Genomic DNA, 22,767 nt, shown 5'->3' with positions numbered 1-22,767 from the left:
TATGGATACTATGCGCGACATGCAAATACCCTCTGATCACCCGCTACTGCTACGAATCGTCGATGACCTGGCCGCTCATGGCTGGTCACAGCAGAATATTTTCTTGCCAGAAGCGCTAACCCTCGAGTTGGCCGCTGAGTGCCGCGAGCGTGCGGCCGAGGGCGAACTGTCGCCGGCGGCGGTGGGGCGCGGCTCGACTCAGGAAGTGCGAGAGGGGGTTCGTGGTGACCACATCCAATGGCTGGAAGCGGGTGAGTCCGCAGCCTGCGACCGTTATCTGGTGCTGATGGACAGCCTGCGCCAAGCGCTTAATCGCGGGTTATTTCTCGGGCTGGAAGATTATGAGAGCCATTTTGCGCTCTACCCACCGGGCGCGTTCTACCTCAAGCATGTCGACCGCTTCCGCGACGATGACCGGCGCACGGTCTCGGCGGTGCTTTATCTGAATCAAGGCTGGTTGCCCGAGTACGGTGGCCAGTTGCGCATGTTTCTAAAAGAAGGCGTCGACTATGACGTGCAGCCCAAGGGCGGCTGCCTGGTGGTGTTCCTCTCTGGTGAAATCCCCCATGAGGTGCTGCCGTCGACCCGCGAACGCCTGTCCCTGACGGGCTGGTTTCGGCGACGCGGGGATGATCCGTTCTGATCGGGTTACGGTTTGGACGGCTTGCTCGCATCAATACCGAACCATTTTTCAGACAGTGCGCTTAACCGGCCATCGGCTTTGATTCGCTGCAATGCCCCGTCCAGCACGCCCTGAAATGCCGGATTACCCTTCTGAAACGGGATTGCCAGGACCAGGGGCGGTCCGACGTCATTGCCGGGCTTGACGGGCAGATGGCTGTCACGAATCGCAAAAGGCACCAGCAGGCGATCACTGATGGCGGCGTCGAGCTGGTCGTCGGCCAGCGCCTTCAACGGCTGCTGTGCATCCGGGTAGCTGCGCAGGTCGATGCCTTCACGGGTACGCGCCTCTTCGGCGAACTGGCTGCTCTGGGCGACGCCCAGCGAGAGACCTTTAAGGGCGTCCAGGGTGCTCAGCGGGCGCTTTTCCTCACTGCGCACAATCAGTTGCGCGTTGGAATAGCTGTAGGGCTCGCTGAAATCGACGCGCGCCTTGAGTTCCGGGGTGACCGCAATGTGATTCAGGGCGATGTCGTATTTGTCGCCTTCGACGCCTGACAGCAGGTCGGCCGCGTCGGTAGTGACAAACGACGCGCGCACGTCCAGCTCATCGGCCAACAGCTGGCCGAGCTCGACTTCGAAGCCCGTCAGTTTGCCGTCCTGCATGAAACTGAAAGGCGCAAAGTTTGCCTCCATGGCTATACGCAACTCGCCACGATCATTCACTTCGTCGATCAAATCGGCATGAGCCAAGGGGCTCAGACAGGCAGATAAAAATAACAGGCCAGGCACAAAACGCATGGGCGCTCCTAAGGTAAAAGAAATCACAACCGCTATGCTTTATGGTGTTTAGCTTAGTCGGCCGCAGCTTTGGACACTTAAATGAACTGAAGTTGTTGTTTCAGGTCCGATTTTTTGTAAAAAAATTACCTGGAGAAACCATGAAGACCTTATTTTCAAGAACGGCTATCGCAGGGTTGTTATTGGGAGGCTCTTTGTTAGGCGCTTCTTTAGTGGCTAACGCTGCCGATGTTCCGCGCACCGCCTCACCTGCGGGTGCCGAGGTGTACATTATTTCGCCCAAAGATGGCGCCACCGTCGGCAAGACCTTCAAGGTCCAGTTCGGCCTTAAAGGCATGGGCGTTGCACCTGCGGGTGTCGATATTCCAGACACCGGCCACCATCACCTGCTGATTGATGTGAAAGATCAGCCCGCGATGGATGCACCACTGCCAGTGACCGACAACATCAAGCACTTCGGCAAAGGTCAGACCGAAACCGAACTGACCCTGACGCCAGGCAAACACACCCTGCAATTGCTGGTGGGCGACAAGAGCCACATCCCGCTGAACCCGCCGGTCGAGTCGAAAAAAATCACGGTAACCGTCAAGTAACCTGAACTCGCCGCGATAAAAAAGGAGACCCGAAGGTCTCCTTTTTTGACATCGGAAAAACCTAGAACAGCACGCGGCTACGGATAGTGCCGTTGATGGTCTGCAGCTTTTCTTGCGCCAGATCGGAGTACTCGGCGTCGACATCGATCACCACGTAACCGACTTTCTCGTTGGTCTGCAGGAACTGACCGGAGATGTTGATACCGTTTTCGGCGAAGACCTTGTTGATCTCGCTCATCACACCCGGGATGTTCTGGTGGATGTGCAGCAAACGGTGCTTGCCAGGGTGAGCCGGCAACGCCACTTCCGGGAAGTTGACCGAGGACACCGACGTACCGTTGTCGCTGTACTTGACCAGCTTCTCAGCCACTTCCAGACCAATGTTGGCCTGAGCTTCGGCTGTCGAACCGCCGATGTGCGGGGTCAGGATCACGTTGTCCAGGCCACGCAGCGGGCTTTCGAACTCTTCGTTGTTCGAGCGAGGCTCGACGGGGAAGACGTCGATGGCCGCGCCGATCAAGTGTTTGTCCTTGATGGCGTCTGCCAGGGCATCCAGTTCGACCACGGTGCCGCGAGCGGCGTTGATCAGGATGCTGCCCTTTTTCATCGAGCGGATTTCTTTTTCGCCGATCATCCACTGGGTCGCAGCGGTTTCCGGAACGTGCAGGGTGACGATGTCAGCCAGACCGAGCAGCTCTTTCAGGCTGGAGACCTGCGTCGAGTTGCCCAGCGGCAGCTTGGTCAGGGTGTCATAGAAAAACACCTGCATGCCCAGACCTTCAGCCAGCACCGAAAGCTGAGTGCCGATCGAGCCGTAGCCGACGATGCCCAGTTTCTTGCCGCGAATTTCGAAGGAGTTGGCCGCGCTTTTGATCCAGCCACCACGGTGGCAGGAAGCGTTTTTCTCGGGGATGCCACGCAGCAACAGGATCGCTTCAGCCAGTACCAGCTCCGCCACCGAACGGGTGTTGGAGTAGGGGGCGTTGAAAACAGCGATGCCGCGTTCGCGGGCAGCATTGAGATCGACCTGATTGGTACCGATGCAGAAACAGCCGACCGCGACCAGTTTCTTGGCGCAATCGAATACTTCTTCAGTCAGTTGGGTGCGGGAACGGATGCCAATGAAATGTGCATCGGCGATCTTTTCCTTCAGCTCGGCTTCCGGCAGAGAGCCGGTGAGGTACTCAATAGTTGTGTACCCGGCCGCCTTGAGGACGTCCACGGCGGATTGGTGGACGCCTTCGAGAAGAAGGAACTTGATCTTGCTCTTATCGAGAGAAGTCTTGCTCATCTGCGTAAACCTGTGTCCCGGAGAAAATGGCAGGGGTCGCAGATCGGCCGTAGGCACGATTAGCGGGGGGCGTATGCTAGCATATGCACCCCGCGAAACACCCATTCCTGGACGTGAAGCGTTCTCAGGATGACCATGAATTGTTCGAGAGTTCCTTCGATGACCCATCCTGCTTTGATAGATGAGCTGAAGACCCTGGTTGAGCCTGGCAAGGTGCTGACCGATGCCGACTCCCTCAACGTTTACGGCAAGGATTGGACCAAGCACTTTGCGCCTGCGCCGTTGGCCATTGTTTTCCCCAAGAGCACCGAGCAGGTACAGGCCATTGTCCGCTGGGCCAATGAGCGTCGCGTTGCGTTGGTACCGTCCGGCGGACGGACCGGGCTCTCCGCTGCGGCCGTTGCTGCCAATGGCGAAGTGGTCGTTGCGTTCGACTACATGAACCAGGTGCTGGAATTCAACGCCACTGACCGTACCGTGGCCTGCCAGCCGGGTGTTGTCACCGCACAGCTGCAGACCTTGGCTGAAGAGAACGGCCTGTATTACCCGGTCGACTTCGCTTCTGCCGGTTCCAGCCAGATTGGCGGCAATATCGGCACCAATGCCGGCGGGATCAAGGTCATTCGCTACGGTATGACCCGCAATTGGGTGGCGGGCATCAAAGTCGTTACCGGCAAAGGCGATCTGCTCGAGCTCAACAAAGATTTGATCAAAAACGCCACTGGCTATGACTTGCGTCAGCTGTTCATCGGCGCTGAAGGCACGCTCGGCTTCGTCGTCGAAGCCACTATGCGCCTTGATCGTGCGCCGAAAAACCTGACCGCCATGGTCCTGGGTACGAGTGATTTCGACGCGATCATGCCGGTATTGCATGCGTTCCAGAACAAGCTCGACCTGACCGCTTTCGAATTTTTCTCCGACAAAGCGCTGGCCAAAGTGCTGGCTCGCGGCGATGTACCGGCGCCTTTCGAGTCTGATTGCCCGTTCTACGCGTTGCTGGAATTCGAAGCGATCTCCGAAGACGTGGCCAACGATGCACTGGCAACCTTCGAGCATTGCGTTGAACAGGGCTGGGTACTTGATGGCGTAATGAGCCAGAGTGACCAGCAGTTGCAGAACCTGTGGAAGTTGCGCGAGTACATCTCCGAGACCATCTCGCACTGGACACCGTACAAAAACGACATCTCGGTGACGGTGTCGAAAGTGCCAGCGTTCCTGAAGGAAATCGACGCTATCGTCGGCGAACACTATCCTGACTTCGAAATCGTCTGGTTCGGCCACATTGGCGATGGCAACCTGCACTTGAACATCCTCAAGCCGGACAACCTGAGCAAGGATGAGTTTTTCGCCAAGTGCGCCACGGTCAACAAGTGGGTGTTCGAGATCGTGCAGAAATACAACGGCTCCATCTCTGCCGAGCATGGCGTGGGCATGACCAAGCGTGACTACCTGACGTACAGTCGTTCGCCGGTAGAAATCGAGTACATGAAAGCAGTCAAAGCGGTGTTCGACCCGAACGGGATCATGAACCCTGGCAAAATTTTCGCTGTTTGATCCGTTGGCCTGAACGGGCCGTATAGAGAGACCCAGGAGTCGTCCATGAGCTATCAGCACCAGTATGTAGACGGTACGCGGATCCACTTCCCGGTGGGTAAAGTCGTCTGTATCGGTCGTAACTACGCCGAACACGCCAAGGAACTGGATAACCCGGTGCCGACCGAACCGCTGTTGTTTATCAAGCCCGGCAGTTGCGTGGTGGCTTTGGACGGTGGTTTCACCATTCCGGCCGACCGTGGCTCGGTGCACTACGAAGCCGAAATCGTGGTGTTGATCGGCAAACCGCTGACGCGTAACCCGTCGCGCGAAGAAGTGCTGGATGCGATTACCGGTTTCGCTCCGGGTCTGGACCTGACCTTGCGTGACGTTCAGTCCAGGCTCAAGGAAAAAGGCCTGCCATGGGAAATCGCCAAGTCGTTCGACGGCGCTGCGGTATTGGCGCCCTTCGTCTCGGCTGACGCCTATGAAGACCTGACCGATATCGGCATTCGCCTGACCATCAACGGTGAAGTGCGCCAGGACGGTAACAGCAGCGCGATGCTCAACCCTATCGTGCCAATGATTCAGTACATGGCGTCGAACTTCTCCTTGCAGGCCGGTGACGTGATCATGACCGGAACCCCTGCTGGCGTCGGTCCGCTCAATGCGGGCGATGAAATCGTGCTGGAGTTGACCGGTAAGAGTCGTTTCGAAAGCAGCGTGCGTTGACCGATGGCTATTGGCGCTCAAACTGACGCCCTGGATGGCCGTGCATCACGGCCTTTGCACCGTCGTTGGTATTTCTGGCTGCTGTTGGTGGGTGTCATTGCCTACGTAGTGGCTTTTTTCATGCACTGGGATAGTCGTGGTGTGCTCTGGGTGAAGGAGCAACTCAAAAGCCCGGCCGAACGCAGCGCCAGCATCTGGCTGCCGGATTACCGGGTGGACATCGACGCCAAGCTGTTGCCGGGCATGGAAAAGGACGAAGCGTCCGATCTGAGCTACAACCCGGTGACCAAAACGTTGTTCTCGGTCATGGGCAAAAATGCGTTTCTGGTCGAGCTGACGCTCAAAGGTGACGTGTTACGCAAGATTCCGCTGGTCGGCTGGAGCAACCCGGAAGGCGTGGCGGTGCTGGAAAACGGCCTGATGGCAATCGTCGATGAACGTCAGCATCTGATGACCATCGTCACTGTGACGGCGGATACCCGGACGCTGAACATTGCTGACTTTCCGAAGTACGACCTTGGCCCGTCGAAGGATCAGAACAAAGCCTTCGAAGGCGTAGCCTGGGACCCGCGTCGGCAACAGATGCTGTTCGGCGAGGAGCGTCCACCCGCGCTGTTCACCTGGAAAAGCGATGGCAGTGCGGTGTTTAAAGGCGACAAGCAAAAAGTCAAAACCAACGCCTTGGACATGCGCAACCTTTCCGCGCTGTCCATCGACCCGCGTACCGGGCACATGCTGGTGATGTCAGCTGATTCGCACCTGCTGCTCGAGCTGGATGACAAGGGCGAACAGGTCAGCTTTATCGCGCTGCTGGGCGGCTTCAATGGTCTGAGCAAAACCATTCCCCGTGCTGAAGGCGTGGCCATGGACGAGGCTGGCACGCTGTACATGGTCAGTGAGCCGAACCTGTTCTACTCGTTCCGTAAGCAATAACGGCCCCGCAGACACACCAAGTCGCTTCATTCGCCAGCACGCCGGCTTTCACCGTTAGACGTCACAAGACGCAAAACGGTGGAGGCCGGCGTGTCCGCGCGAAGGCCTGTATGACCGGTGCAGGAAACCCTCAAGTCAGATATTCAGCTTTAATTAATGGCCCCGTGGTATTACATCGGCTCCTTTGATCAGAGCTGCCTCTCATGCGTCGCCTCTTCCCCGCCAGAGTTGTGTATTGCGCCGTCATTCTGTTGGCTGTGCTGCTATTGGTTCTGGCTGGGCGCGAGTATCGGGTCGTCGCGCGTGCCTGGTTCCACTGGCATACCTTCTGGCAGCCGCAAGACACCCACACATTGGGGCTTCAGGACTACAGAGTGGTGATCGAGGCGCAGGTTATCGATGGGCTGAAAGATAACGTCTCGGCGCTGAGTTACGATCCGGACCGCAAAAGCCTGTTCACCGTGACCAACAAAGACTCGGAACTGGTCGAGCTAAGCCTTGATGGCCGAATCCTGCGGCGTATTCCGTTGATCAATTTCGGCGATGCTGAAGCAGTCGAATACATCAGTCTCGGCACCTATGTCATCAGTGATGAGCATCAGCAGCGCCTGATCAAAGTGCAGGTGGATGAGCACACCTTGCGTCTCGATTCGGCCGATGCAGAACAGTTGTCGCTGGGTATCGACGCGGGCACCAACAACGGTTTCGAAGGCCTGGCCTATGACCGTAAGGGCCAGCGGCTGTTTGTTGCCAAAGAGCGCAAGCCGATGCGGATCATTGAAATTCGCGGGTTTCCGAATGCCAGCGTGGACACGCCGAAGGTCGTCGAGGTGGCGTCCGACCAGAAACGTGATGCCAGCTTGTTCGTGCGCGATCTGTCCAGTTTGCAATTCGATGCGCGCAGCGGTCACTTGCTGGCGCTGTCCGATGAGTCGAAGCAGGTGGTTGAGCTGAATACCGAGGGACGGCCGATCAGCAATGTCTCGTTGACCAAAGGCACACTGGGCTTGCGCAAGAGTGTGCCGCAAGCCGAAGGCATCGCGATGGACGACGACGGCACCTTGTACATGGTCAGCGAACCGAACCTGTTCTACGTGTTCCGCAAGCAGTGACCGCAGGGGCTGACACAGCCCCTGCAGGCACTGTCAGCGCTTCAGGGTTTTCACGCCTTGCGCAGTACCGAGCAGCAACAAGTCAGCCGGGCGAGCCGCGAACAAACCGTTGGTGACCACGCCGACGATGGCGTTGATCCGGGTTTCCAGCTCCACCGGGTCGGTGATGTTCAGGTTGAATACGTCGAGGATGATGTTGCCGTTGTCGGTCACCACGCCTTCGCGATACACCGGATCGCCGCCCAGTTTCACCAACTGACGGGCCACATGGCTGCGCGCCATCGGGATCACTTCGACGGGCAGCGGGAAGGCGCCCAACACGGACACCAGCTTGCTGCCATCGGCGATGCAGATGAAGGTCTGGGCCACGGCCGCAACGATTTTTTCCCGGGTCAACGCAGCGCCGCCGCCTTTGATCAGGTGCAGGTGCTCATCGGCTTCGTCAGCACCGTCGATGTAAAACTCCAGGTCGCTGACGGTATTCAGTTCATACACCGGAATGCCGTGGCCCTTGAGGCGCGCCGCAGTGGCTTCGGAACTGGCGACAGCACCGTCGAATGCGCCCTTGTGTTTGGCCAGCGCATCGATGAAGCAGTTGGCCGTGGAGCCTGTACCCACACCCACAACGCTCTTGTCGTTGAGTTTTGGAAGGATGAAGTCGACAGCGGCTTGGGCCACGGCCTGTTTGAGTTGATCCTGGGTCATGCGTGCTCCACGGTGCCAAAGGTGTGCAAAAGGACGCGCATTATAGCGGCATGGCAGGCGTAAAACCCTGTCATTCGTGTGGGCGTGTATTTGAGCGCTGGGTTAAACTTCGCGACCTCGTCCCCATTCGCCAGTGATGCTTTCCCGATGCTTGAACAGTACGTCAAGAAAATCCTCACCTCGCGCGTCTACGACGTGGCCGTTGAAACCCCCTTGCAGCAGGCCCGCCAGCTGTCCGAGCGCCTCGGCAATCAGGTATTGCTCAAGCGCGAAGACTTGCAGCCGGTGTTCTCGTTCAAGATTCGCGGCGCTTACAACAAGCTGACGCAACTGAGCGAAGCCGAACGGGCCAAGGGTGTGGTCACCGCGTCGGCCGGCAATCACGCGCAGGGGCTGGCGCTGGCGGCCAAGGTGTTGGGGGTCAAGGCCACCATCGTCATGCCCAAAACCACCCCCGAGATCAAGGTCGAAGGCGTGCGTTCACGCGGCGGTAAGGTGGTGTTGCACGGCGATTCGTTCCCCGAGGCGCTGGCGTTTTCCCTGAAACTGGTCGAAGAGAAAGGCTACGTCTACGTCCACCCGTATGACGACCCGGACACCATTGCCGGCCAAGGCACCGTGGCGATGGAGATCCTGCGTCAGCATCCGGGCCCTCTGGACGCGATTTTTGTCCCGGTGGGCGGTGGCGGTTTGATCGCGGGCATCGCCGCGTACGTGAAATACCTGCGCCCGGAGATCAAGGTGATCGGCGTCGAGCCGGATGACTCCAACTGCCTGCAAGCGGCCATGGCCGCAGGCGAGCGCGTGGTGCTGAGTCAGGTCGGGCTATTTGCGGACGGCGTGGCGGTGGCGCAGATCGGCAAGCACACCTTTGATGTCTGCAAGGATTACGTCGACGACGTGATCACCGTCAGCACCGATGAAATCTGTGCGGCGATCAAGGACATCTACGACGACACCCGCTCGATCACTGAACCTGCCGGCGCACTGGGCGTGGCCGGGATCAAGAAGTACGTCGAGCTGTACGGCGTCAGCGGCCAGACCCTGGTGGCCATCGACTCCGGGGCGAACGTCAACTTCGACCGCCTGCGCCACGTCGCCGAACGCGCCGAACTGGGCGAAGGCCGCGAAGCGATCATCGCGGTGACCATTCCCGAGAAGCCGGGCAGCTTCAAAGCCTTCTGCAAAGCCATCGGTAAACGCCAGATCACCGAATTCAACTACCGCTATCACACCGATCGTGAAGCGCACATCTTCGTCGGCGTGCAGACCCACCCGGAAAACGACCCGCGCGCCGCGCTGCTCAGCAGCCTGACCGAACAGGGCTTCCCGGTGCTGGACCTGACCCATAACGAACTGGCGAAGCTGCACATTCGGCACATGGTCGGCGGCCACGCGGCGCGGGTCAGCGATGAAGTGGTGTTCCGCTTCGAATTCCCCGAACGCCCCGGCGCGCTGTTCAACTTCCTGAACAAGCTCGGCGGCCAGTGGAATATCTCGATGTTCCACTACCGCAACCACGGCGCGGCGGATGGCCGGGTCATGGCGGGGCTGGTGGTGCCGGAAGCGGAGCGTCATCTGATCCCTGCTGCGCTGGCCGAGATTGGTTACCCGTACTGGGATGAAACGGATAACCCTGCGTACAAACTCTTCCTGGGATAAAGCGCTGGGATGAAGGGCGCGCTGCTACGCTGACGAAAATGATCTGACAGGGATTTAAAGAATATGGGAATTTTCACCGCCCTAAAAATCGTGCACAGCGTGGCAACGGTGCTGTTTGTACTCAGTGCCCTGGGGCTTGCGGGCTGGGTCATTCGCGGCCGTTTTGCGGGCGACACACTGGTCCAGAACCGTACGTTGCAACGGCCTTGGGTGCTCGTCTGGGCCTTGATGGGCGTGTGCCTGCTGACCTTGCCCGTTAGCGGCTGGTGGCTGGTGCATTACGGTGGTTGGCCGCTCAGTCAGACCTGGCTGTTGACCGCAGAGGTGCTGTATCTGTTCGGCAGCCTGAGCTGGTTGTGGCTGCTGGTGAGACTGAACCGCCTGCGCGTACCGGGGGCAACAGGTAACCCGAAACTCACCGTCGCACTCGCCGTGTTCAGCGGCGTGTGTTTTATCGCGATAGCAGGGTTGATGGGCGCCAAGCCGGTTTAGCTGGAAGCTCCTTCGGACCTTATCGCGGGCAATGACTGGGCGTTCCCCACGCTCCTACAATGGAATGCGATCTACTGTAGGAGCGGGTTTGCCCGCGATGGCGTCCGGATCTCACTTCCGTAACGTAATCACCGGCCAGCCGCGACTTGTGGCTTCGGCGCGCAGTTGTGAGTCAGGGTCGACCGCCACCGGGTTGGCGACTTTTTCCAGCAGTGGCAGATCGTTCATCGAGTCGCTGTAGAAATAGCTGTCTTCCAGGTTTAAGCCGGTTTCCTCAAGCCATAGGTTCAGGCGCGTCACTTTGCCTTCACGAAAGCAGGGTATATGGATGGTGCGGCCGCTGTAGCGACCATCAATGATTTCGCATTCGGTGGCAAGCAGGGTATCCACACCGAGGCGCGTCACTATCGGCGCCGTGACAAAGCGGTTGGTCGCGGTGATTACCACCAGTTTGTCGCCTGCTTCACGGTGTTTGGCCAGCAACGCTTCGGCTTTGGGCAGAATGATCGGCTCAATGCAGTCGCGCATGAACTCGCGGTGCCATTGATCCAGCTGGGCCATCTCGGTACGGCCGAGGATTTCCAGGCTGAAGTTCAGGTAATCGTTCAGGTTCAGGGTGCCCGCCAGGTAATCCTGGTAAAACGCGTCGTTGCGCGCCTTGTAGGCGATGGCGTCAAGAATGCCGCGCTCGCACAGGTAATCGCCCCAAGCGTGGTCGCTGTCACCACCCAGAAGTGTGTTATCAAGGTCGAATAAAGCCAGGCGCATGGAGTTACTCACTGAAATAGCTGAAAAAAGGCCACCAGAATACGGCGTTTTCACAAGAGTGCACATAAGCTGCGCAGCCTCGTTGCTGCTTTCATAATCTTTGTGGAACAATGCGGCAACATGCGTTTACGAGGTTGTTGCCGTGATCGACCCCGATGGTTTTCGCCCTAATGTCGGGATTATTCTGACAAATGATGCTGGCCAGGTCTTATGGGCTCGGCGAATCAACCAAGATGCCTGGCAGTTTCCTCAAGGTGGAATCAACCCTCAGGAGACGCCGGAAGACGCTTTGTACCGCGAATTGAATGAAGAAGTCGGGCTGGAACGGCATGATGTGCAAATTCTCGCCTGCACCCGGGGCTGGTTGCGTTATCGTTTGCCGCAACGTTTGGTCCGTACCCACAGTCAACCGCTGTGCATCGGCCAGAAACAGAAGTGGTTTCTCCTGCGCCTGATCTCCAACGAGCAGCGGGTGCGGATGGATTTGACCGGTAAACCGGAATTTGATGGCTGGCGTTGGGTCAGTTATTGGTATCCGTTGGGCCAGGTGGTGACATTCAAGCGCGAGGTGTATCGACGCGCCCTTAAAGAGCTTGCCCCGCGCCTGCTAGCGCGCGACTGACGACGGAGTTCGACCCCGAGCCATGCTCAATACGCTGCGCAAGATCGTCCAGGAAGTTAACTCCGCCAAGGATCTCAAGGCGGCGTTGGGGATTATTGTGTTACGCGTCAAAGAGGCCATGGGCAGCCAAGTCTGCTCGGTCTATTTGCTCGATCCTGAATCCAACCGCTTCGTGTTGATGGCTACCGAGGGCCTGAACAAGCGCTCTATCGGCAAGGTCAGCATGGCGCCCAACGAAGGCCTGGTTGGCCTCGTGGGCACCCGCGAAGAGCCGCTGAACCTCGAAAACGCTGCTGATCACCCGCGTTATCGCTACTTTGCCGAGACGGGCGAAGAGCGCTACGCGTCCTTCCTGGGTGCGCCGATCATCCACCACCGTCGTGTGGTCGGCGTATTGGTCATCCAGCAAAAGGAGCGGCGTCAGTTCGACGAGGGCGAAGAAGCCTTCCTCGTGACCATGAGCGCCCAGTTGGCGGGGGTTATCGCCCACGCTGAGGCCACCGGTTCGATCCGTGGGCTGGGCCGTCAGGGCAAAGGCATTCAGGAAGCCCGATTCGTCGGTGTGCCGGGTTCGCCGGGCGCAGCGGTGGGGACGGCTTTCGTCATGCTGCCGCCGGCTGATCTTGAAGTCGTGCCGGACAAAACCGTCAGCGACATCAAGGCCGAACTGGCCCTGTTCCAGAATGCCCTGGAAGGCGTGCGCGGCGACATGCGCTCGCTGTCGGCCAAGCTCGCCACCCAGTTGCGCCCCGAAGAGCGCGCACTGTTCGATGTTTACTTGATGATGCTCGACGACGCTTCGCTGGGCAGCGAAGTGACCGACGTGATCAAGACCGGGCAGTGGGCACAGGGCGCGTTGCGCCAAGTGGTCAGCGAGCACGTCAAACGTTTCGAATTGATGGACGACGCTTACCTGCGTGAGCGCGCGTCCGACGTCAAAGACCTGGGTCGCCGCCTGTTGGCCTATCTCCAGGAGGCGCGCCAGCAGACGCTGGTCTACCCCGATAACACTATTCTGGTCAGCGAAGAGCTGTCACCGGCCATGCTCGGCGAAGTGCCGGAAGGCAAGCTGGTCGGCCTGATCTCGGTACTCGGCTCCGGCAACTCCCACGTCGCGATTCTGGCTCGGGCCATGGGTATTCCCACGGTCATGGGCGTGGTTGATCTGCCGTACTCCAAGGTCGATGGCATTCAGTTGATCGTCGACGGCTACCACGGCGAAGTCTTCACCAACCCCAGCGAGATCATGCGCAAGCAGTACGCTGAGGTGGTTGAAGAAGAACGGCAACTGTCCCAGGGCCTCGATGCCCTGCGTGAGCTGCCGTGTGTGACCCTGGACGGGCATCGCATGCCATTGTGGGTCAACACCGGCCTGCTGGCCGATGTCGCCCGTGCTCAGCAGCGTGGCGCCGAAGGGGTGGGCCTGTACCGCACCGAAGTGCCGTTCATGATCAATCAGCGCTTCCCGAGCGAAAAAGAACAACTGGCGATTTATCGCGAACAACTGGCGGCCTTTCATCCGCTGCCGGTCACCATGCGCAGCCTGGACATCGGTGGCGACAAATCGCTCTCGTACTTCCCGATCAAGGAAGACAACCCGTTTCTCGGCTGGCGCGGGATTCGCGTCACCCTCGATCACCCGGAAATCTTCCTGGTGCAGACCCGGGCGATGCTCAAGGCCAGTGAAGGCTTGAACAACCTGAAAATCCTGCTGCCCATGATTTCGGGCACCCATGAGCTGGAAGAGGCGCTGCACCTGATCCACCGCGCCTGGGGTGAAGTGCGCGACGAAGGCACCGACGTGCCGATGCCGCCGATTGGCGTGATGATCGAAATCCCGGCAGCGGTTTACCAGACGCGCGAACTGGCGCGTCAGGTGGACTTCCTGTCAGTGGGCTCCAACGACTTGACTCAATATTTGTTGGCGGTCGACCGCAACAACCCGCGTGTAGCCGACCTGTATGACTATCTGCACCCGGCCGTGCTGCAAGCCCTGCAAAATGTAGTGCGCGATGCCCACGCCGAAGGCAAGCCGGTCAGCATCTGCGGTGAAATGGCGGGTGACCCGGCTGCGGCCGTGCTGTTGATGGCGATGGGCTTCGACAGCCTGTCGATGAACGCCACCAACCTGCCGAAAGTGAAGTGGATGTTGCGTCAGATCAACCTGAGCAAAGCCAAGGAATTGCTGGCGCAGTTGATGACCATCGACAACCCGCAAGTGATCCACAGCTCCCTGCAACTGGCCCTGAAAAACCTGGGCCTATCGCGGATGATCAACCCGGCTTCGGTGAAAGGGCACTGACCTTCAGCGTCTGACACTCAGCCATCGCGGGCAAGCCCGCTCCTACAGGAGCGCGCTTGCAACTACGCGTCCCGCCGCGATGGCGTCAGTCTCGACATCAAAGATTCAAACCCGCAACTCAACCTCACCCAAGTGCCCGCCATAGGGTCCGAAGCTGTGCTCGATGAAATGGCGGCTGCCGTCGGCGTTGACGATCAGCGCGCTGCTGGCGCGGGTGCCGTAGCTGGGACTGGCGATGAATACGCTCGACAGTAAACTCTCGGTGGCCAGGCCCACGCCGGTATCGGGCAAGTCAGCGAACGGCGCTGTCGCCGGATCCCGCAGCAAGGTCAGAAGCCCCGACGGCTGCGGGTCATCCAGTTGCGCGACGAGGGCGGCCTTGGCTTTCTGTAGTTTCGGCCACGGCGTATCCAGACTCGCGTTCGACACGCCATAGACGCCTTCTTCCAGGCGTTGCGGGTGCGGATTCACGGCGTTCAGGTAATACAGCGCTTCGGCATTCCCGAGCAACAGATTGAAGCCTGCATATTCATCGGAGCGGCCCACCACTTCGGCCAGATAGTCCTCCATCGATTGTTCGCCACACAAAAATTGCGCCACCAGCTCGCCGCGAGAACGACGCCCCAGCGGCTGATTCGGATTGCGGATATTGGTCAAGGCGGCAAAGCGTCCGTGAGCGCCAATGCCCAGCCAGGTCCCGCCAGCCTCAAGGTCGCGGCCGGCATACACGCCGGGTGCCTCAGGCCACTGGGCCAGCGGCTGAGTCGGGCGGGCATAGAACTCATCGCGGTTGGCGGCGACGATCAATGGCTGTCGGTGGGCAGGGCGCCAGGCGAAGACAATCAGGCACATGCGGGACTCCTTTTTTCGTCACTCTACCTTACGGATCAAGCGTACATCACATCGCTCGCCGCTAGAGCTGAGTGCCGTGCTTCCGTTACCATGCCGGACTGATTTGAGGGACACCCATGGAATTCCTGCTCTATTTGCTGTTGGGCGCTGGTGCCGGCGTGCTGGCGGGGCTGTTTGGTGTGGGTGGCGGGATCATCATCGTTCCGGTGCTGGTCTACAGTTTCACGTTGCAAGGCTTCGATCCGTCGATATTGACCCACCTGGCCGTTGGCACATCGCTGGCAACCATCATTTTTACCTCAATCAACGCGGTGCGAGAGCATCACCGTCTCGGTGCGGTGCGTTGGCCGATTTTTATCTGGATGACCGTGGGTATTCTCGTGGGTGCTGGGTTTGGCGCGCTGACGGCGAAAGCCATCGCCGGCCCGCACCTGCAAAAGATCATTGGCGTGTTCGCCGTGTTGGTGGCGTTGCAGTTACTTGCCGAGTTCAAGCCCAAGGCCAGTCGCGGCGTGCCGGGCAAGGTGGGTCTGACACTCGCGGGCACTGTTCTCGGCTGGGCCTCGGCCATCTTCGGCATCGGTGGCGGCTCGCTGACCGTGCCGTTTCTTATCTGGCGCAGCGTGCCGATGCAGCAGGCAGTGGCAACCTCGTCGGCCTGTGGCTTCCCGATTGCGGTGGCCAGCGCCTTGAGCTTCATGGTCCTGGGCTGGCATGACGCGAGGCTGCCTGCGCACAGCCTGGGCTTCATTTACTTGCCGGCGCTGCTGGGCATCGCCTTGACCAGTATGATTTTTGCGCGCTTCGGCGCCCGGCTGGCGCATAAACTGTCGCCACGCTTGTTGAAACGAATGTTCGCCACGCTGCTGCTGTGCGTGGGTATAAGCTTTCTGGTTCAGTAGCTCTAGTGACTAGAGCGTTTTATTTGAGGAGTCGCAATGCTGCCTTACCCGCAGATTGATCCGGTTGCATTGGCCATTGGCCCGCTGAAAATCCATTGGTACGGCTTGATGTACCTGGTTGGTATTGGCGGTGCCTGGTTGCTCGCTTCACGCCGCATGAACCGTTTCGACCCGACCTGGACCAAGGAAAAGCTCTCCGATCTGATCTTTTGGCTCGCCATGGGTGTGATCGTCGGTGGCCGACTGGGTTACGTACTGTTCTACGATTTGAGCGCGTATATCGCCAATCCACTGTTGATTTTCGAAGTCTGGAAAGGCGGCATGGCGTTCCACGGCGGGTTTATCGGCGTGATGCTGGCGGCCTGGTGGTTCGGCAAACGCAACGGCAAGTCGTTCTTCGAACTGATGGATTTCATCGCACCCATGGTGCCGATTGGTTTGGGCGCCGGGCGCATTGGCAACTTCATCAACGCCGAGTTGTGGGGCAAGCCGACCGATGTGCCGTGGGCGATGGTCTTCCCGCCATTCAGCGATCCGGCGCAGTTGGCGCGTCATCCGTCGCAGCTGTATCAGTTCGCCCTGGAAGGCGTGGCGCTGTTCCTGATTCTCTGGCTGTTCTCGCGTAAACCACGCCCAACGATGGCCGTTTCGGGGATGTTCGCCCTGTTTTACGGGATTTTCCGCTTTGTCGTCGAATTCGTCCGCGTGCCGGATGCGCAGCTTGGCTACCTGGCCTGGGGCTGGGTCACCATGGGTCAGATCCTTAGCCTGCCGATGATAATCGGTGGCCTGTTGTTGATCTGGCTGGCTTATCACCGCGCTCCCTCGGCCAAAAACGCTGCGGTTTAACACTGAAACGCCGGGGTTACTGCCCGGCGTGTTCACCGATACAGGTAATTTATGAAGCAATATCTGGATTTAGTCGCCCATGTGATCAAGAACGGGACCTTGCAGGCCAACCGTACCGGGGTGAAAACCATCAGTTTCCCCGGCGCGATGTTGCGTTATGACCTGAAGGAAGGTTTCCCGGCGATCACCACCCGGCGCATGGCCTTCAAATCGGCTGTCGGCGAAATGGTTGGTTTCCTGCGTGGTGTGAACAACGCCGCCGAATTCCGCGCGCTGGGCTGCAAGGTCTGGGACCAGAACGCCAACGAAAACGCGCAGTGGCTGGACAATCCGTTCCGTAAGGGCGAAGACGATCTGGGCGAAATCTACGGTGTGCAGTGGCGCAAATGGCCAGCCTACAAAAGGATTGAGAGCAGCAACCCTGCGGCCATCGAACTGGCAATCAGTCAGGGTTATCAGCAGATCGCTCAGTCCGAAGAAGACGGCCAGCCCTACGTCGTGCTGTACAAGGCCATCGACCAGATTCGCCAGTGCGTCGACACCATCATCAAAGACCCAGGCAGTCGCCGGATTCTGTTCCACGGCTGGAACTGCGCTCAGCTCGATGAAATGGCGCTGCCGCCGTGCCACCTGCTCTACCAGTTCCACCCGAACCAGGAGACTCGCGAGATCTCCCTGACGCTGTACATCCGCTCCAACGATCTCGGGCTGGGTACGCCGTTCAACCTGACCGAAGGCGCGGCCTTGCTGTCGTTGATCGGTCGCCTGACCGGCTACACGCCGCGCTGGTTCACCTATTTCATCGGTGATGCCCACGTCTATGAAAACCACCTGGACATGCTCAACGAGCAGCTCAAGCGCGAGCCATTCCCGGCGCCGCAACTGGTGATCTCGGAACGTGTCCCCGCGTTCGCCCAGACCGGTGTGTATCAGCCTGAGTGGCTGGAGCTGATCGAGCCAGGCGACTTTACGCTGGAAGGGTACGAGCACCATCCGGCGATGACGGCACCGATGGCGGTGTGATGCGTTGTGCCTGATCGCTCCCACAGGATTTTCGAGATCTTTGTGGGAGTGAACTCATTCGTGAATGTCTCGACGCGGTGTGCCTTGAAGCGCCGCGATCAATGACCGTGGCTTCTTCCCACATGAGAGTGTTCACTCTCTGCCGCCACAACCCCTCCGCTGGCTTCCAGCTGCTGCAAGATCCCGCAATGCTCCAAGGTGCCATCGATGCAGCGCTGACGCAGTTCCAATAGCTGCGCCTGCAACGCTTGCAGGCTCGCCACCCGGGCGTTGACGTGCTGGATGTGCTCGTCGATGAGCGCATTGACGCTCTCGCACTGGTCTTGCGGGCTGTCGCGCAGGCTTAGCAGGCTGCGAATTTCTTCGAGGGTCATGTCCAGGCTGCGGCAGTTGCGGATGAACGTCAGTCGTTCGACATGCGCCTGGGTGTAGACCCGATAGTTACCATCGCTGCGTGCGGGCGGCGGCAGCAGGCCTTCGCGTTCGTAATAGCGGATGGTTTCTACCTGGCAATCCGTCAGTTTCGCCAGCTCGCCAATCTTCATGGGGATTAATCTCGTTTACGTGCTTGACCCTATAGTGGCTACAGGGTGTTCACTTGGCAACAAGCACCTTCAAGGACTCGATGATGAGCCGCTCTGAACATCCGCATTCCGAACACAGCCACTCCGAACACGACCATTCTGAACATCACCACGCCAAGCCCCATGCGGCAGTTGATCATGCACACACCTGTTGTTCGTCAGCCGCTGCGCCTGCGGTCGTCCAGTTCAGCGAATCCACTGCGTCCTCGGCGCAGTTCAGCAGCTTCCGCATCGAGCAAATGGATTGCCCGACCGAGCAGACCCTGATCCAGAACAAGCTGGGCAAGCTGGCGGGGGTGCACAAGCTTGAGTTCAACTTGATCAACCGTTTGCTGGGCGTCTGGCATGAGTTGCCGTCTACCGACCCGATCTGCGAAGCGATCAGCTCGCTGGGCATGCACGCCGAGCCGGTTGAGAAGGGCGCCAGTGCCGATGCGACTGCTCCTGCGCCGGTGAAAAAACCGTGGTGGCCGCTGGCTTTATCGGGCGTGGCGGCGTTGGCGTCTGAAGTGATCCATTTTGCCCAACTGGCACCCAACTGGGTGGTAGCGCTGGTGGCGTTGGTCGCGATCTTGAGTGGCGGCCTGAGCACCTACAAAAGGGGCTGGATTGCCCTGAAAAACTTCAACCTGAACATCAATGCGTTGATGAGCATCGCCGTGACCGGTGCAGTGTTGATCGGTCAATGGCCGGAAGCGGCCATGGTGATGTTCCTGTTCACCGTGGCTGAGTTGATCGAAGCCAAGTCTCTGGATCGGGCACGTAACGCCATCGGTGGCTTGATGCAGCTGACCCCCGAGTCGGCCACCGTGCAGCAAGCCGACGGTACATGGCTCAAGCAAGAGGTGAAAACCGTCGAGTTGGGCGCGCTGTTGCGCGTGCGGCCGGGCGAGCGAATCGGGCTGGACGGTGAAGTGGTCTCGGGCAACTCGACCATCGACCAGGCACCGATCACCGGGGAAAGCCTGCCGGTAGAAAAAGCCGCTGGGGACAAAGTCTTCGCGGGCACCATCAATCAGGCAGGCTCGCTGGAGTATCGGGTGACGGCTGCGGCGAATGACTCAACGCTGGCGCGGATCATTCATGCGGTCGAAGCGGCTCAAGGTTCGCGCGCGCCGACTCAGCGGTTTGTCGACAGCTTCTCCAAAATCTACACCCCGGCGGTCTTCCTGCTGGCCTTGGCCGTGGCTCTGATCCCTCCGCTAGTGATGGGCGCTGTCTGGTTCGACTGGATCTACCGTGCGCTGGTGCTGTTGGTGGTCGCTTGCCCTTGTGCGCTAGTGATTTCCACCCCGGTGACCATCGTCAGCGGGCTGGCGGCAGCTGCGCGCAAAGGCATTCTGGTCAAGGGCGGCGTATACCTGGAAAACGGGCACAAGCTCGATTACCTGGCGCTGGATAAAACCGGGACCATTACCCACGGCAAGCCCGTGCAGACGGACTACCTGGCGTTAGGCCCCGATGCCCCGGGGATCAGCGACATCACGCGGAGCATCGCGGCCAGTCTGGCCAGCCGCTCCGACCACCCTGTGTCGCAGGCCATTGCCAAAGCCTCGGCTGAGCAGCAATTGACCCTGCATGAGGTCCAGGCGTTCGAAGCCCTGGCCGGGCGCGGTGTGCGCGGTGAGGTGGGCGGTCAGCTTTATCACTTGGGTAACCACAGGTTGGTGGAAGAGCTTGGCCTGTGTTCGCCGGAGCTTGAGCTAAAGCTCGACGCATTGGAGCGCCAGGGGAAATCCGTGGTGCTGCTGTGTGATTCACTCGGCCCGATAGCGCTGTTCGCGGTTGCCGATACGGTCAAGGAAAGCAGCCGTGAGGCGATTCGCGAATTGCACGCGCTGGGCATCAAAACCATGATGCTGACCGGCGACAACCCGCATACCGCGAAGGCGATTGCTGATGTGGTCGGCATCGATCAGGCGCAGGGCAATCTGTTGCCAACTGACAAACTGCAGGCCATCGAAGCACTTTATGCGCAGGGCCATCGCGTGGGCATGGTCGGAGACGGCATCAACGATGCGCCAGCCCTGGCCCGCGCCGAGATTGGTTTTGCGATGGCGGCGGCGGGGACGGACACTGCAATCGAAACCGCCGATGTCGCCTTGATGGACGACGATCTGCGCAAGATTCCGGCTTTTATTCGCCTGTCACGTCAGACGTCGGCGATTCTCAAGCAGAACATTATTCTCGCGCTGGTGATCAAGGCGGTGTTCCTGATCGTCACCTTCGCCGGCATGGCAACCATGTGGATGGCTGTGTTTGCCGACATGGGCGTCAGTTTGCTGGTGGTGTTCAACGGGTTGCGGTTGCTCAGGAAGTAGCGGTCGCCTGACATGAGGCTTTCGCGGTATCAGCCTGGGTAGCGCTTCTGTCCCCAATCGATCACCGTTTGCAGCAGGTTTTGCAGCACCTCTTGTGTGGGCTCGGCCAGGTCCGGACGGTAGTTGAAGGGTTCGAACTCTTCCATGTAGGTGCTTTGCACCAGCTCCAGCTGCACGGCATGGATGTTGTTCGCGGGGTCACCGTAATGGCGGGTGATGTGGCCGCCCTTGAAGCGTCCGTTGAGAACATGGGTGTAATCGGTGGCTGATGCGCAGACCGCTTCCAGCTCGAGGGCCAGCGTTGTGCTGCAGCTGGCGCCGTTGAACGTACCGAGGTTGAAGTCCGGCAGGCGGCCTTCAAACAGGTGCGCAATCTCGCCCCGAATGGAATGCGCATCGAACAGCAGCGCATAGCCGAATTCGTCACGCAGCCGCGCCAGTTCGTGCTGCAACCTTTGGTGATACGGGGTCCAGATCAGCGCCAGATAGCGGGCGCGCTCTTCAGCGCTGGGTGCCAGGCCTTCGCGGAACAGTGGTGAGCCGTCAAACAGGGTCGCCGGGAACAGCCCTGTGGTCGCGCCGGCATACAACGGCGTGTCATCGGCCGGGCGATTGAGGTCGATGACGAAACGCGAATACTCGGCCGCCAGGGTGCTGGCCCCCAGTTCACTGGCGAAATCATACAGCTGCGGGATGTGCCAGTCGGTGTCTGGCAGGCTTTGCGCTGCGTCCACCAGGCCAGCCTCGACCGTCGGGGTCAGGCGCAATCCGGCGTGGGGCATGCTGATCAGTAAGGGCAGCCGGCCGCGTTTGAAATCCAGAACCTTATTCACACCTACCTCCTGAGTATCAAACCAGTGATTCAACGCCGTGACGCACGATCCGCTTGTCCAGATCGCCGCCCAGCCAGTAAGCCAGGTCCGCTGGCTGTTCAATCTTCCACGCCACGAAGTCGGCAATTTTGCCCACTTCCAGCGAACCATGGGTATCGCCCAGCCCCAGCGCTTTAGCCGCGTTGAGGGTGACGCCCGCCAGGGCTTCTTCCGGGGTCATGCGGAACAGCGTACACGCCATGTTCAGCATCAAGCGTAACGACAGGGCCGGCGAGGTGCCGGGGTTCAGGTCGGTGGCTATCGCGATGTTGACCCCGTGTTTACGCAGCGCGTCCATGGGTGGCAATTGGGTTTCCCGTAGAAAGTAAAAGGCCCCCGGCAGCAGCACTGCGACGGTGCCAGACGCCGCCATGGCGAGGGCATCGTCTTCGGTCATGAACTCCAGATGGTCCGCCGATAACGCGTGATAGCGCGCCGCGAGGCTGGAGCCGCCCAGCGATGACAGCTGCTCGGCATGCAGTTTTACCGGCAGGTCCAATTGAGTCGCAGTGATAAACACCTGCTCAACCTGCGCGGGCGAGAACGCCAGGTACTCGCAGAACGCATCCACCGCGTCCACCAGACCTTCCGCCGCCAGTGCTGGCAACATCTCGTGGCAGATATGGTCGATGTAGTCGTCAGCGCGATTGGCGTATTCCGGCGGCAAGGCGTGGGCGGCCAGGCACGTACTGCGCACCGTGACCGGGAGCACGGCACCCAGCCGACGGATCACCCGCAGAATCTTGCGTTCGCTGGCCAGGTCCAGGCCGTAGCCGGATTTGATTTCCACCGTGGTCACACCGTCGCTGAGCAAGCGCTTGAGCCGCTGCTCTGCACTGGCGAAGAGTTGATCTTCGCTGGCGGCACGGGTGGCGCGCACGGTGCTGGCGATGCCGCCACCGGCCGCCGCGATCTCTGCGTAGCTCACACCTTGCAAGCGCTGCTCGAACTCGCCGCTGCGGTTACCGCCAAAAACCGTGTGCGTGTGACAGTCGATCAGTCCGGGCGTGACCCAGGCACCGCCCAGGTCGACGACGCTGGCGTAGTCGTGCGTGGGTCGTTCAGCCTGCGGGCCGATCCACTCGATGTGCTCGCCTGACGTCACGATCGCGGCCTCCTCGATGATCGAGTACTTACCTTGCGCCATGGTCGCAACGTGACAGTGTTGCCAGAGCGTTTTCATCTACGGCCTCCGAG

Annotated in this window: 22 protein-coding genes; 14 read left to right on the top strand and 8 right to left on the bottom strand. The window is 59.5% G+C overall.

The window, feature by feature from the left end; genetic code table 11:
- The first annotated feature begins 10 nt into the window (after window positions 1–10).
- On the top strand, window positions 11–643 hold the full coding sequence (locus tag AC1MEA_RS05925; RefSeq protein WP_480918105.1) for a 2OG-Fe(II) oxygenase: 633 nt from the start codon (window positions 11–13) through the stop codon (window positions 641–643).
- 5 nt (window positions 644–648) lie between these two features.
- Here AC1MEA_RS05925 and AC1MEA_RS05920 read toward each other — a convergent pair whose 3' ends face one another.
- Window positions 649–1,422 (bottom strand): transporter substrate-binding domain-containing protein, encoded by a 774-nt coding sequence (locus AC1MEA_RS05920; RefSeq protein ID WP_219063630.1) that lies wholly within the window; start codon window positions 1,420–1,422, stop codon window positions 649–651.
- 140 nt (window positions 1,423–1,562) lie between these two features.
- Here AC1MEA_RS05920 and AC1MEA_RS05915 point away from each other — a divergent pair, with 140 nt between their 5' ends.
- A complete protein-coding gene (locus tag AC1MEA_RS05915) occupies window positions 1,563–2,015 on the top strand; it encodes a DUF4399 domain-containing protein (RefSeq protein ID WP_219063629.1) in 453 nt (150 codons plus the stop codon).
- A gap of 61 nt (window positions 2,016–2,076) precedes the next feature.
- Here AC1MEA_RS05915 and serA read toward each other — a convergent pair whose 3' ends face one another.
- Window positions 2,077–3,306, bottom strand: a complete 1,230-nt coding sequence (gene serA, locus AC1MEA_RS05910; RefSeq protein WP_219063628.1) for a phosphoglycerate dehydrogenase — start codon at window positions 3,304–3,306, stop codon at window positions 2,077–2,079.
- A gap of 159 nt (window positions 3,307–3,465) precedes the next feature.
- Between serA and AC1MEA_RS05905 the strand changes: the two genes are divergently transcribed.
- From AC1MEA_RS05905 to AC1MEA_RS05890, 4 genes are all read left to right on the top strand, one after another.
- On the top strand, window positions 3,466–4,860 hold the full coding sequence (locus AC1MEA_RS05905) for an FAD-binding oxidoreductase (protein ID WP_480917098.1): 1,395 nt from the start codon (window positions 3,466–3,468) through the stop codon (window positions 4,858–4,860).
- A gap of 45 nt (window positions 4,861–4,905) precedes the next feature.
- Window positions 4,906–5,571 carry a fumarylacetoacetate hydrolase family protein gene (locus AC1MEA_RS05900; protein WP_219063626.1) on the top strand — a complete coding sequence of 222 codons (666 nt, stop codon included), beginning with the start codon at window positions 4,906–4,908 and terminating at the stop codon, window positions 5,569–5,571.
- 3 nt (window positions 5,572–5,574) lie between these two features.
- Window positions 5,575–6,504: an SdiA-regulated domain-containing protein gene (locus tag AC1MEA_RS05895; RefSeq protein WP_480917097.1), complete on the top strand. Its 930-nt coding sequence runs from the start codon at window positions 5,575–5,577 to the stop codon at window positions 6,502–6,504.
- 203 nt (window positions 6,505–6,707) lie between these two features.
- Complete coding sequence (locus AC1MEA_RS05890) at window positions 6,708–7,616, top strand: SdiA-regulated domain-containing protein (protein ID WP_480917096.1); 909 nt, start codon at window positions 6,708–6,710, stop codon at window positions 7,614–7,616.
- A gap of 33 nt (window positions 7,617–7,649) precedes the next feature.
- Here AC1MEA_RS05890 and rpiA read toward each other — a convergent pair whose 3' ends face one another.
- Window positions 7,650–8,321, bottom strand: a complete 672-nt coding sequence (rpiA, locus tag AC1MEA_RS05885; protein WP_219063623.1) for a ribose-5-phosphate isomerase RpiA — start codon at window positions 8,319–8,321, stop codon at window positions 7,650–7,652.
- Between the two features lie 147 nt (window positions 8,322–8,468).
- Here rpiA and ilvA point away from each other — a divergent pair, with 147 nt between their 5' ends.
- Window positions 8,469–9,983, top strand: coding sequence for a threonine ammonia-lyase, biosynthetic (gene ilvA / locus AC1MEA_RS05880; RefSeq protein WP_480918104.1), 1,515 nt, complete (start codon window positions 8,469–8,471; stop codon window positions 9,981–9,983).
- 63 nt (window positions 9,984–10,046) lie between these two features.
- Complete coding sequence (locus tag AC1MEA_RS05875; RefSeq protein WP_480917095.1) at window positions 10,047–10,475, top strand: DUF2269 family protein; 429 nt, start codon at window positions 10,047–10,049, stop codon at window positions 10,473–10,475.
- Window positions 10,476–10,586: 111 nt separating this feature from the next.
- On the opposite strand, the gene AC1MEA_RS05870 is transcribed toward AC1MEA_RS05875, so the two are convergent.
- Complete coding sequence (locus AC1MEA_RS05870; RefSeq protein WP_480917094.1) at window positions 10,587–11,243, bottom strand: histidinol-phosphatase; 657 nt, start codon at window positions 11,241–11,243, stop codon at window positions 10,587–10,589.
- A 142-nt stretch (window positions 11,244–11,385) separates the two neighbouring features.
- On the opposite strand from AC1MEA_RS05870, the gene AC1MEA_RS05865 reads away from it, so the two are divergent.
- Together AC1MEA_RS05865 and ptsP are read left to right on the top strand one after the other, a co-directional pair.
- The gene (locus AC1MEA_RS05865; protein WP_219063620.1) at window positions 11,386–11,865 is read left to right on the top strand and encodes an RNA pyrophosphohydrolase; all 480 of its coding nucleotides are present in this window, start codon (window positions 11,386–11,388) and stop codon (window positions 11,863–11,865) included.
- 22 nt (window positions 11,866–11,887) lie between these two features.
- Window positions 11,888–14,167, top strand: a complete 2,280-nt coding sequence (gene ptsP / locus AC1MEA_RS05860) for a phosphoenolpyruvate--protein phosphotransferase (RefSeq protein WP_219063619.1) — start codon at window positions 11,888–11,890, stop codon at window positions 14,165–14,167.
- A gap of 105 nt (window positions 14,168–14,272) precedes the next feature.
- Here ptsP and AC1MEA_RS05855 read toward each other — a convergent pair whose 3' ends face one another.
- On the bottom strand, window positions 14,273–15,019 hold the full coding sequence (locus AC1MEA_RS05855) for an NRDE family protein (RefSeq protein ID WP_480917093.1): 747 nt from the start codon (window positions 15,017–15,019) through the stop codon (window positions 14,273–14,275).
- 116 nt (window positions 15,020–15,135) lie between these two features.
- Between AC1MEA_RS05855 and AC1MEA_RS05850 the strand changes: the two genes are divergently transcribed.
- The 3 genes from AC1MEA_RS05850 to AC1MEA_RS05840 are packed head-to-tail and all read left to right on the top strand — an operon-like array spanning window position 15,136 to window position 17,793.
- Window positions 15,136–15,921, top strand: a complete 786-nt coding sequence (locus AC1MEA_RS05850; protein WP_219063617.1) for a sulfite exporter TauE/SafE family protein — start codon at window positions 15,136–15,138, stop codon at window positions 15,919–15,921.
- 36 nt (window positions 15,922–15,957) lie between these two features.
- The gene (gene lgt / locus AC1MEA_RS05845) at window positions 15,958–16,770 is read left to right on the top strand and encodes a prolipoprotein diacylglyceryl transferase (protein WP_219063616.1); all 813 of its coding nucleotides are present in this window, start codon (window positions 15,958–15,960) and stop codon (window positions 16,768–16,770) included.
- Between the two features lie 51 nt (window positions 16,771–16,821).
- On the top strand, window positions 16,822–17,793 hold the full coding sequence (locus tag AC1MEA_RS05840) for a thymidylate synthase (protein ID WP_480917092.1): 972 nt from the start codon (window positions 16,822–16,824) through the stop codon (window positions 17,791–17,793).
- A 98-nt stretch (window positions 17,794–17,891) separates the two neighbouring features.
- Here AC1MEA_RS05840 and cadR read toward each other — a convergent pair whose 3' ends face one another.
- Complete coding sequence (gene cadR / locus AC1MEA_RS05835; RefSeq protein ID WP_480917091.1) at window positions 17,892–18,338, bottom strand: Cd(II)/Pb(II)-responsive transcriptional regulator; 447 nt, start codon at window positions 18,336–18,338, stop codon at window positions 17,892–17,894.
- Between the two features lie 83 nt (window positions 18,339–18,421).
- Between cadR and AC1MEA_RS05830 the strand changes: the two genes are divergently transcribed.
- On the top strand, window positions 18,422–20,698 hold the full coding sequence (locus AC1MEA_RS05830) for a heavy metal translocating P-type ATPase (RefSeq protein WP_480917090.1): 2,277 nt from the start codon (window positions 18,422–18,424) through the stop codon (window positions 20,696–20,698).
- A 29-nt stretch (window positions 20,699–20,727) separates the two neighbouring features.
- On the opposite strand, the gene hutG is transcribed toward AC1MEA_RS05830, so the two are convergent.
- Both hutG and hutI read right to left on the bottom strand, forming a co-directional pair.
- A complete protein-coding gene (gene hutG / locus AC1MEA_RS05825) occupies window positions 20,728–21,531 on the bottom strand; it encodes an N-formylglutamate deformylase (RefSeq protein ID WP_480917089.1) in 804 nt (267 codons plus the stop codon).
- Between the two features lie 16 nt (window positions 21,532–21,547).
- Window positions 21,548–22,753 carry an imidazolonepropionase gene (hutI, locus tag AC1MEA_RS05820; RefSeq protein ID WP_480917088.1) on the bottom strand — a complete coding sequence of 402 codons (1,206 nt, stop codon included), beginning with the start codon at window positions 22,751–22,753 and terminating at the stop codon, window positions 21,548–21,550.
- Window positions 22,754–22,767 lie beyond the last annotated feature (14 nt).

Source organism: Pseudomonas sp. ASL8 (genome assembly GCF_056680355.1).
This window is presented reverse-complemented; position numbering and strand designations above follow the sequence as displayed.